A 13768-nucleotide genomic window follows, 5' to 3' on the forward strand; every position below is an offset into this window, starting at 1 on the left:
GATAAATACTAATAATAGTGACATCTAGGTTGAATGATTACGCTTAGTGTAACAAAACCTATGTTCAGGCTCTATGTAACTTTATCCGCACCTCTTAGTACAAATGGTTGACGCTATTCCCTCTCCCCACTAGCTATAAAAATAAGTAGTCATGCGGCTTATTGAACTGCAAAGTATTTGCTATAGTTAGCACCTTATGTTCTTTAACACCTCAAGTAGATGAGTCGCTATGCAACCTATGCTCAACATTGCCCTGCGTGCAGCTAGAAGCGCAGGAGAAGTCATACTCCGTGGCTATGAACAATTAGACCGCTTGGAAGTTGCTGAAAAAGCTCCACACGATTTCGTTACTCAAATTGACACTGCTGCAGAACGAACCATCATCAAAACGCTGCGTAAGGCTTACCCTGACCATAGTATTTTCGGTGAAGAGTCTGGTCATCAGGAAGGTAAAGGCAGCGGCAAAGATTATCTTTGGATTATTGACCCCCTTGATGGCACCAGTAACTTTATCCACGGTATTCCCCATTTTGCTGTCTCTATTGCCTGCCAGTACAAAGGCCGTATTGAACATGGCGTTGTACTTGACCCTATCCGGGGAGAAGAATTTACTGCCTCGCGAGGTAAAGGGGCACAACTTAATGGCCATCGCATCAGAGTCAGCAACAGAAAGCAAATGCATGATGCTTTAATCGGTACAGGAATCCCCTTCCGTCAGGATCAAATGAAACACGCTGAAGCCTATTTTGGCATGATGAAAAACGTTGCTGAAAAAACTGCAGGTATTCGTCGTGGTGGTTCTGCTGCACTTGATCTTGCTTATGTTGCTGCTGGAAGACTTGATGGATTTTGGGAATATGGGCTGAATCAATACGACATGGCAGCAGGCATTCTGTTAATCCTCGAATCTGGGGGCTTGATAGGTGACTTTAGTGGCTCTCACAGTTACTTTGAAAGTGGTCAGGTCGCTTGTGGTAACCCAAAGTGCTTTAAATCACTTTTACAATTAATTCACCCCTACCTGACACCTGATATGAAAAAAGCCTAACGGCCTTGCGTTAATTGCCAAGGTTATCGTCAGCTTTATTAATAATAAAAGCTGACGATATTCTCGCTTTTTACCAAGGAATTAACTGCCCATCATAGGCTACAAAACTACCTGAGTTTTCCAGTGATAAATTTTCCAGCAATTGTTTAATACCCTTAATTGATGTTTGAGTATCAATAAGTGCATTTGGCCCACCCATACGAGTCTTAACCCAACCTGGATGAATAATTGCAACTTTGACATTATCTCCAGCTAAATCAATGGCCAAGCTTTTGGCAGCAGCATTTAAAGCTGCTTTAGAACTTCGGTAAATGTAGCTCCCCCCACTGCCATTATCAGCAATACTACCCATCTTACTGCTCATTAACGCAATCTGTTTTAACTCACTTTGAATTACCTGCTTTAAAAAGTATTTAATAAAAATAAAAGGCGCTACACTATTTACATGCAGTACATTGAGCCATTCCTCAGTAGAAATATCATCAAACCCATACCCTTTAGGTCCATAAGCACCTGCATTCATAAAAAGCAAATCAATAGGCCGTTGTTTATACTTTTCTGCTAAACGTTGAATATCAACCTCTTGCAGAATATCCACTTGTTCAATACTAATGCTTGGATATTGCTCTGCCAAAGCTGTTAATTCATTTGCTTGCCCTGGCTGCCGACAACAGGCAATAACCTGCCAATGCTCACTGGCATACTGTTTTACCAGCTCTAAGCCTAATCCCCGACTCGCACCTGTAATTAACATTGTTTTCATAAATAACCTCATTAACTAGACGATATCTGTCTTATTTTATATTTAAAAAAAGCGGCATTAGCCGCTTTTTTTAAATATATAGAAGAAACCATTAATTTATGTTAAGGCATATCATCAACAACTTCTTCTTTCTCAGGTGGTAGCAAGTCTTCCCTGCTGACTTTCATAGCAATAAGCACATTTGCTGCAACATAAATAGATGAGTAAGTACCAATGACCACACCCACTATTAGTGCAAGAGAAAAGCTCTGCAATGACTCACCCGCAAATATTGCCAGTGCCGCTAATACTAACAATGTAGTTATCGACGTTATCAACGTTCTACCCAGTGTTTGTGTCAGCGAGTAGTTAATAACTTCAATGGGTGTTGCAGAGTGCATAACCCGAAAGTTTTCACGAATACGGTCAGAGACCACAATTGTATCATTTAACGAATAACCAATAACCGCCAAAATCGCTGCAAGCACGGTTAAGTCAAAGGTAAATCCTGTTACCGCAAAAAAGCCCAAAGTGATAATCACATCATGGACCAGAGCTAAGACAGCCCCTAAAGCAAACTTCAGCTGAAAACGCAAAGCAATGTAGATCAGCACCACAGCTAAAGCCAGCAGCATTGCTAATCCACCTTTTTCTCGCAACTCCTCTCCAACTTGCGGCCCGACAAACTCTACTCGATGCAGCTCAACATTGCCTGTAGAAGCTTTTGATAAAACCCCAGCAACTTTATCGCCCTGCTTGGGATCATCACCAGGTAAGCGAACCAGAATATCTGTTGCTGAGCCATACTCCTGTACAGTAGCTTGATCATAACCGGCTTGCTTTAGCTGCTCCCGAATGTCATCAAGGCGAACAGGTTGTTCGTAGCCTAACTCAATCAGCGTTCCACCGGTAAAATCCAATCCATATTGCAGATTATTAATAACCAGGGTACCAATTGAGCCTATTATTAGTGCTAACGAAAAGAAAACCGCCAGCACTCGAGCACTCATAAATTGAATGACACGCTCATTGTTCATAATCGTTATCCTCTTGCTGGCCGATTAAATCCATAGTTTTTGCAACTGCTTACCACCCAGGACCATATTAACCATTGCCCGCGTAAACAAAATTGCGGTAAATAGTGAAGTCACGATCCCAATCGCCAAGGTAACAGCAAAGCCCTGAACTGGCCCGGTACCAACAGAGAGTAAAATGATTGCAACGATAAATGTGGTGATATTAGCATCCAGGATAGCCACAAATGCTCGATTATATCCTTCATGAATAGCTTGCTGAGGGGACAGGCCTTGTGCCAGTTCTTCCTTAATCCTTGAGAATATCAGCACATTGGCATCAACAGCCATCCCCACCGTTAGCACTATTCCTGCTATTCCTGGCAAAGTCAGGGTCGCCGAAAACATCGACAAGACCGCTATGAGCAAGACAAGGTTAAAGGTCAAAGCAATATTGGCAAACACACCAAACACTTTGTAGTACACCAGCATAAATGCCAGCACCAATGCAAAACCAACGGCAACTGACTTAAAGCCCATCTCAATATTTGCTTTACCTAAGCTTGGGCCAATTGTGCGCTCTTCAACAAAGTACATAGGTGCGGCTAGTGCACCAGCACGAAGTAATAGCGCTAACTCAGAAGACTCAGCAACACTATCCAAACCAGTGATACGGAATTGAGTGTTAAGCGCACTTTGAATAGTCGCCAAACTAATAATGTGCTTCTCTTCCCGGAAAGACTGCTTAATCTCAGTCACTTCCTTGCCATTAACTACTTTGGTGATTTCCTTTGGGGGAAGTGGCTTTTGCTCAATAAAAACCACAGCCATGCGGCGTCCAACATTATAACGTGTTGCCCGATTCATAAGATCACCACCATTACCGTTTAAGGTAATGTTTACTTGTGGTCGACCATTTTCATCAAAGCTGGCAGATGCATCAGAAACTAAGTCACCCGTTAAAATGACATCACGCTCTAAATTAGCAGGCGGATTTTTATCATCTCTGAAACGATACTGTTCAGTTGCTGTGGAATCTGCCTTAGCTTCCAAGCGAAACTCAAGATTCGCTGTTTTACCAATAATACCTTTAGCCTGCGCAGTATCTTGTACCCCTGGTAACTCAACAACAATTCTATTACGACCTTGGCGTTGGACTAATGGCTCTGAAACCCCAAGCTCATTCACTCGGTTACGGAGGGAAGTCAGGTTTTGCTTAATGGCATAATCTTCAATTTCTATTAGCCTGGATTCCGCAAAATTGTATGCCAACAGGTATTTATCACCATTATCGAAAGCACGCGTGGTCAGTTGGTTATGTTCAGCTTTTACCATACGCTCAGCTTTGTCTCGATCAGCCGCAGAACGAAATGAAAGCTGATGAGACTTATCCTCTAAAACCGGTGCATTTCGATAACGAATACCTTCTTTTCGTAACATTGTCCGGATTTCACTATCCAGTACTTTAAGGCGAGCATCCACGGCTTTATTCATGTCCACTTCAAGCAAAAAGTGAACACCACCACTCAAGTCTAAGCCTAGCTTCATTGGTTCAGCGCCAATAGATGCAAGCCATTCAGGCGTGGTAGGTGCTAAATTTAAAGCGACAATATAATCTGTCCCTAACTGGTCATGAAGATAAGACTTGGCTAATGCCTGATTATCCATTTCAGTCAGGCGAACAAGTAAACTTTCGTTTTCCAGTTCAATGGCTTTGACAGGAATTTTCGCAGTTTCAAGAATTTGCTTGGTACGCTCAACGAGTTGATCATCAACAGTTATTGAGCGACTATTGCTACGAATTTGTATGGCTGGATCAGCGGGATATAAATTTGGCAACGCATAAATACCGCCTACCACAATAACAAACACAATAAGCAAGTACTTCCACAACGGGTACTTATTGAGCATAGCTGTGCCCTGTTCCTTTTGGTTAACAAACATGTCAGGGCACACAACACTAATCAGTTATTACACTAGCCCTGACGAGTGATGATTAAATGGCTTTGATTGTACCCTTCGGTAAACTGGCCACAACAGCAGCCTTCTGAAAGTTAAGCTGGGTGTTATCATTAACCTGAAGAGTGATAAATTCATCAGACACTTTGGTAATTTTGCCAATAATGCCACCATTTGTGACCACCTCATCCCCTTTCTGGAGCTGGGACAACATTTGCTTATGCTCTTTTGCTTTTTTCTGTTGTGGCCTGATCAAAAGAAAATAAAAGATGGCAAAAAAACCAACCATCATCAAAGTCGTCACCCAGCCACCACCAGCAGGCTGCCCTGCAGCAGCATCCGCAAACGCTTGCTCAATAAACAAACTCATGCAACAAACTCCTCAACATTCACAATGTCAAAACCTAAAAATACAGCCCCATCATACAAACCAGAGTAATTACTCAGTGGTGAGTGGCGGAACATCCATGCCACGCGCATGATAAAACGCTGTCACAAAATCGTTCAATTTACCGGCTTCAATTGCTTCACGCAAACCGGCCATTACCCGCTGGTAGTAGCGTAAATTATGGATAGTATTTAGCTGCGAACTAAGAATTTCACCACACTTATCTAAGTGATGTAGATATGCTCGACTGAAGTTCTGACAGGTATAACAATCGCAGGTTTCATCCAAAGGCCCTGTATCATGCTTATGTACTGCATTGCGAATTTTTACAACACCTGCAGCCGTAAATAAGTGCCCATTTCTTGCGTTGCGAGTAGGCATAACACAGTCAAACATATCAACCCCACGCCGCACGCCTTCAACCAAGTCTTCTGGAGTACCCACCCCCATCAAGTAGCGGGGTTTATTCTCCGGCATTAGCGGAGTAATGCCTTCTAATACACGAAACATATCGTTTTTTGGCTCGCCCACAGATAGGCCACCAATGGCATAACCATCAAAATCGATTGCTTTTAATCCTGCTAAAGACAGCTCTCGCAAGTGCTGATACATCCCACCCTGAATAATACCAAACAGTGCACTTGGACTATCACCGTGAGCTTCTCGACTTCGCTTAGCCCAACGGAGGGACATTTCCATCGACTTTTTGGCTTCGGATTCTGTTGCGGGATAAGGCGTACACTCATCAAAAATCATGACGATATCAGAACCTAGTGCACGCTGAACTTCCATTGAACGCTCAGGACTCAAAAACACCTTAGCACCATCAACGGGCGAGCGGAAAGAGACCCCTTCTTCTGTTATCTTGCGCATTTCTCCCAAGCTGAATACCTGAAAGCCGCCAGAGTCAGTCAAAATAGGCTTATTCCAACCATTAAAGTCATGCAAGTCACCATGTTTGCTGATAATTTCTGTGCCAGGCCTTAGCATCAGGTGAAAGGTATTTCCCAAAATAATTTGGGCACCAATAGCCTCTATATCCTTCGGCAACATACCCTTTACAGTGCCATAGGTTCCAACAGGCATAAAAGTTGGTGTTTCTACCACACCTCTTGGAAATACCAAGCGAGCACGCCGAGCCTGACCATCAGTTGTCAGTGTCTCAAAGCGCATAAAGCATTCTGATCTACTCATATAATTGCTAATTTGTAACCAATAAAGTCAACAGTTTACGCATTTCTGCGGCTCAACAGCATAGCATCACCGTAGCTAAAAAAACGATATTGCTCTGCCACCGCTATTTGATAGGCCTGCATGATATGCTCATAGCCCGCAAATGCGGATACTAACATCAGCAGCGTTGATTCTGGCAGATGAAAGTTAGTAACCATAAGGTCAACACACTGAAACTGATAGCCAGGGTATATAAAGATATCAGTTTCTCCATGATAAGGCTGAACATACCCTGAGCGTGATGCCGTTTCGAGCGACCTGACCGTTGTTGTTCCCACCGCAACCACTCTGCCACCACGCGCTTTCGTTGCAGCTATTTGGTCACAAACAGCTTGGCTTACCTCTAGATACTCACTATGCATTTTGTGCTCAGCAATGGTTTCAACCCTAACAGGTTGAAACGTCCCTGCTCCTACATGAAGGGTAACGAAGGCTTTTTCAACCCCCTTAGCTGCTAATTTGTCGAACAGTGCCTGATCAAAGTGCAAGCCAGCGGTGGGTGCAGCCACTGCACCTGCAGTTCGGCTGTATATTGTTTGATAGCGCTCACGATCAATTTGTGCATCATCACGGTCAATATATGGTGGTAGAGGAATATGTCCAATTTTATCCAGCAGCGCTAACACAGGCTGCTCACCTAAAAAGCGGAGTACAAAAAGATCACCTTCACGCCGCAACATTTCCGCTTGTATGCCCTCATCAAAGCAGAGTAATGTTCCATGCTTAGGCGCTTTACTGGCACGAACATGTGCAAGTACTGAGTGCTGATCTTCTAGGATACGCTCAACCAGTACTTCCACTTTCCCACCAGTAGCTTTGGTACCGTATAACCTTGCAGGAATGACTTTTGTATCATTGAGTACAAGCAGGTCACCTGGTTGCATGTAATCAGCAATGTCCACAAATGACTTATGCTCAATAGCACCAGAGCTGCCATCAACAACCATGAGGCGGCTTGAAGAACGCTGATCGGTAGGGTAACGAGCAATCTGCTCTGCTGGTAATTCGAAACTGAAATCTTTAACGCGCATACTATTCAATTAAACCGCAAAAAACGGCCATTTTAACGGAAATAGTTTTTTGAGACATTAACTTTATCAAGACACTCGATGTACAGTACTGATCAAACTGTATACAGTCAGCTGATTTAATTCACTTTTTACATCCTGCCGGGGTGTAAAAGCATTGACCTTCACAACGGGTTTGCTATACTGCGCCGCACATTTAGCCCGGGTGGCGAAATTGGTAGACGCAGGGGATTCAAAATCCCCCGCCTTTGCGGGTGTGTCGGTTCGAGTCCGACCCCGGGCACCATCGCCAAAGCTTAAGCATGCAAAGCGTTTGCTTGCATACTTAAGACCTCATTAATTAACAACTCACGATCTTACTTGATCAGCACTTGCTTAGTGCCATAGCAGCTTCGATTCCTTAATGATTCTTACGCATTCATTACAGTCTAATTAAGCATCACTGCTACCCAGTCAGTTCCTTTCAAACCTCAAACCTCAAACAAGAAAATTAAACGTCGAGTATTAGCCTCTAATACCTCATTTAACACTGTTCAAACATACTCACCAACCAACTACTCTTCTTAGCATAAACCAAAGGAGAGTTTCACATGACCTCAACTATTTTACTTTCAGAGCTTCCACACTTAGTAAGTTACCCACAAACACTATCACCATTATCTAACACTGGATTTCTACTATTCTTAGGACTGGCTCTGCTAAACATTACAGTGCTCTCCATTGCTATCATCAAACAGTAATTCAGTTTTTACATTTCATTTTTTTGCTTTTCTTGAAACCAGGTAATACCCATGGCTAAGCCATATATTGTAATAAAGGGAGCAATATATTAACGAATCTAAACAGGTATTTAGTCAGCATGACTATTTTATTTTATGCATTCATCATATCGATATTGACTTTGATAACAGCCAACAAGAAAAGCTATGCAGAACTCAGCTCTAGAAACTCAACATTTATTTTTTTAATACCTTGATAGTCTAAATTGATTTACCCCAAAGCACATTTAGCTTGTTCAGTATAAGTAAGCTATTAAAAGCCTAGATACCTTTTAGGTATAAATGATCGCTAATTGAATTGTGAATTAGTCACAGTTTTAAAATAAACATTTCCAGTATAATTTGTTCACACAGACAGCATAGACTCTGTCACTTGACTAATAAAAGCTTCTACTCAAAATCATCTTTTATTTGTGCAAAACAATTGATTTCTCAGCAAAAACAAAAGCTCATCACAGTTTTATGCTGACCTAACACTACCTATCAACAGTATCAACATCATAAAGCACCTATGGAAAGCAAAAAAGTAACAACCAACAAGGAAACAGAAGCAAACTACCATGAAGATAAAGTCTGTTTTCGTCATGGAGTTTATCAAGCACAGCAATCAAACAAAAAAACCAACAAAAATCCTACATTTATTAACACGCTTATCCAGTCTGTTAAAGACTGGCTCTATAAATAAAACCAGTCCTTTACAACTTGAAATATCTCACAAATATTTTTTTGGGCTGAACTTACTATCCACTCAAAATTGCGACATACAAACATCTACATTTAACAAAAAATAAGTCTGCACTGGTAATAAAATAGCTTTTCAAGACTTTATTCACGTTATTTATGCGACAATTCGTTATCATTATTCCGGACCATTTGAAATAAAAACACTAATTCTTAACACAATCCAACTACGAAATTGCGCATATATCATGGAACATTCAGAATTACTCAACACATTTAAAGCCATCATTGGGAACAGCTACTCCGGCTGGCATGATGAGAATATGTATGCTGCGGCTCGATTTCTACAAAACTTGTCGCCAGAAGATAGGAACTTTTTAGCAAATACAATTTTAAATAAGCCTAAATACTGGCAGGAACGTATTGCTAAAGTCATGCATCAAGCTACTTATAACGAGCGCATCACAATCCTAACAAGACTCCTTCACTCTCAGTATCTTGATGTAGCGCTCATTGCCGCATCTGCTTTAGAAAAAGCCCATGCCGTACTTGAAGAAGATGAGAAGAAGCGGGTAGCTGAAATATTAAGTGGCTTGCACTTACACCCACACCATATGGGGTACTATACTCAGCTTGAAGGCTTCCTAGAGCGCCTCGAAAGAGCCTGAGGTTCTTTCGAGACAGTCAATCATATAGAAAGATAGCGATAATTTCTTAAGTTATAGATCCATAAAGTCTATTACCATAAATTATCTAGCTGATAAGCGCTCGCTCTTTTTCTACTGCAGCAATAAATGCATGACCGGCTTCTACTGTATCAGTCACCTCCTTGACTGGTTGTACGCTTGAGTCATCAAATGCTAGCAGTGCATTTATGACTTCAATACCATACTCTGCATCAACCCAGCTAGCATACATTTGGCTTAGCTCATGCGTAGCATAAACAGCCCCCTCTAAGCTACACACCAAGTCCGTTTCACTCATAGACATCTCTAAGTTCATCTCCAGTAAAGTCTGTTGAGTTGTTTTCTCTTGCAACCAGCAAGTAGGTGACAAGTTGGTTCCCACACCCGATGCTAGCCATAAATCATCTAAGCAGACTCTCTGACCATTCACTCTAATCGGTATATTTCTTAATCTCAGCATCTGTGTGCTCACAACCTTTCATCACATAAATAAAGTGATCAAATTAAAATAATAAACCTGTTTTATTTCAAGTATTACATTCAACTCGTATTTTCTTCATGTCATCAAATCACCAGTGATGTGATAACAAGTCAACACACAACACATAAAATTTGTTAATATGGTCCGCTTGGAGGTAAAGAGGAATGTATGTCTTCAGCAAACTTCTAACATTCAATCCCATATACAAAGAATATGGGGTTGTCACTAAAGAAAGTAGGCTGGCACATAGCGACTTACCTCATAATGAGTAATAAGTCTTAAGTGTCGCTATAACTTGAGAGTCACTCTAGTTAAAGCGTCATTCGAGAAAAAACATAGATTCTGCAAGTAGGGTTAAACCGTCTTTGTCTGATGAAAATATGCTCGCATTATTTTTTAGCTCATTTCATGAGCGGTTTTTCGATCAGTGAAAAAGCCTACTCACGAAGTACCAGGAATATCATCTGATGAATGCTAAAAAAGTGACTTTAGAGGACATATACAGGCAATGAAAAAACAACCACTAGAAAGTTAGTTAATATCTATGGAAAAAACGACAATCACTTTGCCTTCCGCGCCACTCTGGCGAAGAGTAGCAGCGATGTTTTATGACGCTTTGCTGCTGCTTGCCTTAGCACTACTTACAACTGGCTTATATTTATTTCTCCTTGCACTCATTTTAGGGGCAGAAGAAGTTAAAGCGCGATCAGCTCATAATGGCTTTGACCCCCTACTCGCTTCCATACTCTTATTTGTCTTATTTGGATTTTTCGCCAAGTTTTGGACCGTGAGTGGCCAAACCCTTGGTATGCAAGTATGGCGGGTAAGAGTACAAAATCCTGATGGCTCTATGATTCGATTAAACCAGTGCTTGCTACGCTTTATGATCGGGATGGTATCACTTGGATTAGGAGGGTTAGGCTTTTGGTGGATGCTAGTGGATAAAGATAAAAAAACCTGGCATGACCGCTATTCCATGTCAAACGTGGTATTACTACCTCCCAAACCAAAAAACAGCTCAAAAGTTAAGTAGCTTATTGCGCTATCTTTTTACTGGCCGTCAACCGCTAAGAACACCAACTCCTAGCCCTATAGTCATTAAGCAATTGGGCTAGGAATGGTGAGGAAATAACAGAGCATCGTGAAGTTTGGAATTAGCCAGCCCGGCGTAAAAGAGCACTTCCAATCACGATACAAATCACAATGGGCGCTAAGATGGCAAACAGTGGGTGAAAACCAAACACTAAACTAGATGGCCCTAATAAGTCTTGTAAAATACTAAACATCAACCCGACAACAACACCAGTAAAAACTCTCAAGCCCATCGTCACAGTCCGCAAAGGACCAAAAATAAATGAGATACCAATAAGCACTAAGGCAATCACTGCCAAGGGTTGCATAACCTTTCGCCAAAATGCCAATTCATATTCTCCAGCGTTCAAACCTTGTGCTTTAAGATATGCAACATAAGTATGAAGTCCTTGTATGGCTAAATCGTCAGGCTTAACAACCACAACATTTAACAGCTCTCGGGAAAGTGAAGTTTTCCACTCTAACCTTGGGAGTGTGACCGTTGTGATCTGGCCATCCTCAAATTTATTTAGGGTTAAATTCTGCAAAACCCAGTGATCGCCTTGATAAATTGCTTGTTCAGCAAAGCTCGACTCCAACAGCTCTCGCTGCTTGTTAAACTTCATCCGTGTTACACCATGCAGCTTACCATTGGGCTCCACAGCGTTAAAACGCATGAATTCGTCACCTTCTCGGTGCCAAAGTCCCTGCTGAGAAAAGCTCTGCTTACCATCACCACTGCGTGCAATAGCTCGTCCACTATCCGCAAGCTGCTCAGTTAATGGGGCAACATATTCTCCGATTGCTAAACCAACACAAATAAGCAGCAGGGTTGGCTTTAATACTGCAAATAAAATGCGTGTCAGCGATACACCAGCAGCACGCATAACGGCCAATTCACTATTGCTGGCTAATGCTCCTAGCCCCACTAAACAACCGATCATGGCTGAAAAGGGTATAAATTGATAAATGCGCTTTGGTATCGTTAATAACGTATATTCCAACACTTCTGCCATCTGGTAATTGGCCCGCATACTTTCTAGCTGGGCGACAAAGCCAAACAGTGTATCCAGCGCAACAATGATTAATAAAACAACCAGCACTGCTCCAAGCACATGACGACCAATATAACGATCTAAAAGACGCACTGGCTTAACCCTCCTGCGCTATGGGCTTCGTTTTACGCTTTATCATACGTGGTAAGTTATCTTTACTAAGAAGCAACCACGCAACACCAATAAATATAAGATGCGCAGGCCATAACACAGGGAAAGAACTCACTTTACCGTCTTCAATTGCCCCTTTCAGACCTATTAGCAGCGCAAGATATAGCAAGTAGATTAATACCGCAGGCAGTAGTTTCAAAAAGCGTCCTTGGCGTGGATTTACTTTACTAAGAGGGACGGCTAGGAAGGTAACTACCAAGACAATTATAGGAAGCGAAAGGCGCCACTGTAACTCAGCCTGGTGTTCTGGTTTATCAGAGTGCCATAAGACACTTGTTGCGATTGCTTTTTCTTTGGGGCTTTCTTTGGTTACTTTACTTTCAGGCATCTTGATGCCGTATATCTTGTACTTCGTCACTCTATAATCAGGTTGGCCAGGTGTGCCATCATAACGATAGCCATTATGTAATACCAAGTAACGTGCACCTGTTGCATCATCAATTTGCTGAGTTCCTTCCTCAGCAACCAAAACCGTCAAGCGTCGTTTAATATCATCAGGGTTACTGTGAGAGATAAAAACATTGCGCATACGTTGCCGGTCATCAAACAATTCTTCTGTATAGGTTACACGCCCTGCACCTTCTTGCCCCTGAAAACGGCCAGGTACCAAGGTTTCAAATTCAGTCATCGCATCCTGTTGAGCAAAAATATTTTCAACATGGTTTGCCCCCCAAGGACTGACCACAATTCCCATAAACCCCACTAAAATGGCAATGAACAGCGCAGGAATCATGGTCATCTTAAGAATCTGGTTTTGGCTAACCCCACAAGCGGTTAATACAGCCATCTCGCTTTCTACATAAAGACGGCCATAGGCAAGCAATATGCCTAAAAATAAACCCAGTGGTACAATCAACTCTAAAAAACCTGGCAGCCGGTAGCCCATAATGGCAAATAAAAAGTCCGCCCGTAACTGCCCTGTAGCAGCTTCTCCCAAATAGCGGATAAATCGGCCACTCATAATGATCAATAACAGCACACCACTGACGGCTGCCATTGTATAAACAACTTCTTTTGCCAAATACCGAAAAATAATCAACGGCTGACGCCCTTTTCTATAACTGATTCTATAACCCAAAAAACCAAGAACACGGACTTTGTAGTACAGTTACCCTAAATAAAAGGGTAAAAAATACAGACTTAGATGCTTAGTACATAATTACAAAACCTCTGAGTCTATGACCACCAAGAACTATACCTGAGACCTCAAAGAGCGATAAAAGTTACGCTACTCAAGCTATTTGCACACTTTTAGTCCACCCAAAAAGTGTACGCTTGTTTTCACTCTTTTGGCTTAAAGGGATAGATTTGTGAACTAAGGAAACTAACTGATACACTAGGTCGCCAGAAGTGTGAATGTTTTTGCAGCATTGTTCAATACAAAACATAAGAAATCTCACTACTCTTCGTTCATTATCTGCAAAGCTAATCAC

General features: G+C 41.9%; 14 protein-coding genes and 1 tRNA gene. 6 read left to right on the plus strand and 9 right to left on the minus strand.

All coding sequences use genetic code 11. The features are described 5' to 3' along the window. Positions 1 to 229 precede the first annotated feature (229 nt). A complete protein-coding gene (locus KHS79_RS05280) occupies positions 230 to 1048 on the plus strand; it encodes an inositol monophosphatase family protein (protein WP_027708605.1) in 819 nt (272 codons plus the stop codon). A 70-nt stretch (positions 1049 to 1118) separates the two neighbouring features. Here the strand turns inward: KHS79_RS05280 and KHS79_RS05285 are convergent, their stop codons facing one another. The 6 genes from KHS79_RS05285 to queA all read right to left on the minus strand — a co-directional run bounded on the left by KHS79_RS05285 (position 1119) and on the right by queA (position 7414). Continuing rightward, positions 1119 to 1811, minus strand: a complete 693-nt coding sequence (locus tag KHS79_RS05285; RefSeq protein WP_027708604.1) for an SDR family oxidoreductase — start codon at positions 1809 to 1811, stop codon at positions 1119 to 1121. Between the two features lie 101 nt (positions 1812 to 1912). Beyond that, complete coding sequence (gene secF, locus KHS79_RS05290; protein ID WP_212717344.1) at positions 1913 to 2827, minus strand: protein translocase subunit SecF; 915 nt, start codon at positions 2825 to 2827, stop codon at positions 1913 to 1915. A gap of 24 nt (positions 2828 to 2851) precedes the next feature. Further along, a complete protein-coding gene (gene secD, locus KHS79_RS05295) occupies positions 2852 to 4714 on the minus strand; it encodes a protein translocase subunit SecD (protein ID WP_212717346.1) in 1863 nt (620 codons plus the stop codon). An 85-nt stretch (positions 4715 to 4799) separates the two neighbouring features. Continuing rightward, complete coding sequence (gene yajC / locus KHS79_RS05300) at positions 4800 to 5132, minus strand: preprotein translocase subunit YajC (protein ID WP_027708601.1); 333 nt, start codon at positions 5130 to 5132, stop codon at positions 4800 to 4802. A 69-nt stretch (positions 5133 to 5201) separates the two neighbouring features. After that, positions 5202 to 6323 (minus strand): tRNA guanosine(34) transglycosylase Tgt, encoded by a 1122-nt coding sequence (gene tgt, locus KHS79_RS05305; protein ID WP_212717561.1) that lies wholly within the window; start codon positions 6321 to 6323, stop codon positions 5202 to 5204. Between the two features lie 56 nt (positions 6324 to 6379). Then, positions 6380 to 7414, minus strand: coding sequence for a tRNA preQ1(34) S-adenosylmethionine ribosyltransferase-isomerase QueA (gene queA / locus KHS79_RS05310; RefSeq protein WP_212717348.1), 1035 nt, complete (start codon positions 7412 to 7414; stop codon positions 6380 to 6382). Positions 7415 to 7610: 196 nt separating this feature from the next. Here queA and KHS79_RS05315 point away from each other — a divergent pair. From KHS79_RS05315 to KHS79_RS05330, 4 genes are all read left to right on the plus strand, one after another. Then, positions 7611 to 7697, plus strand: a tRNA-Leu gene (locus KHS79_RS05315). A gap of 304 nt (positions 7698 to 8001) precedes the next feature. After that, complete coding sequence (locus tag KHS79_RS05320) at positions 8002 to 8151, plus strand: hypothetical protein (protein WP_212717350.1); 150 nt, start codon at positions 8002 to 8004, stop codon at positions 8149 to 8151. 550 nt (positions 8152 to 8701) lie between these two features. Next, positions 8702 to 8875, plus strand: coding sequence for a hypothetical protein (locus KHS79_RS05325; RefSeq protein ID WP_212717356.1), 174 nt, complete (start codon positions 8702 to 8704; stop codon positions 8873 to 8875). Positions 8876 to 9119: 244 nt separating this feature from the next. After that, on the plus strand, positions 9120 to 9539 hold the full coding sequence (locus KHS79_RS05330; protein WP_027709260.1) for a hypothetical protein: 420 nt from the start codon (positions 9120 to 9122) through the stop codon (positions 9537 to 9539). Positions 9540 to 9624: 85 nt separating this feature from the next. Here KHS79_RS05330 and KHS79_RS05335 read toward each other — a convergent pair whose 3' ends face one another. Beyond that, a complete protein-coding gene (locus KHS79_RS05335; protein WP_212717357.1) occupies positions 9625 to 10017 on the minus strand; it encodes a hypothetical protein in 393 nt (130 codons plus the stop codon). 565 nt (positions 10018 to 10582) lie between these two features. Between KHS79_RS05335 and KHS79_RS05340 the strand changes: the two genes are divergently transcribed. Then, positions 10583 to 11071 carry an RDD family protein gene (locus tag KHS79_RS05340; RefSeq protein WP_212717358.1) on the plus strand — a complete coding sequence of 163 codons (489 nt, stop codon included), beginning with the start codon at positions 10583 to 10585 and terminating at the stop codon, positions 11069 to 11071. A 121-nt stretch (positions 11072 to 11192) separates the two neighbouring features. On the opposite strand, the gene lptG is transcribed toward KHS79_RS05340, so the two are convergent. Together lptG and lptF are read right to left on the minus strand one after the other, a co-directional pair. Next, positions 11193 to 12257 carry an LPS export ABC transporter permease LptG gene (lptG, locus tag KHS79_RS05345; RefSeq protein ID WP_027709263.1) on the minus strand — a complete coding sequence of 355 codons (1065 nt, stop codon included), beginning with the start codon at positions 12255 to 12257 and terminating at the stop codon, positions 11193 to 11195. Positions 12258 to 12261: 4 nt separating this feature from the next. Continuing rightward, complete coding sequence (gene lptF, locus KHS79_RS05350; RefSeq protein WP_233468234.1) at positions 12262 to 13374, minus strand: LPS export ABC transporter permease LptF; 1113 nt, start codon at positions 13372 to 13374, stop codon at positions 12262 to 12264. Positions 13375 to 13768 lie beyond the last annotated feature (394 nt).

Source organism: Zooshikella ganghwensis, from assembly GCF_018263875.1.
Lineage (GTDB): Bacteria > Pseudomonadota > Gammaproteobacteria > Pseudomonadales > Zooshikellaceae > Zooshikella > Zooshikella ganghwensis.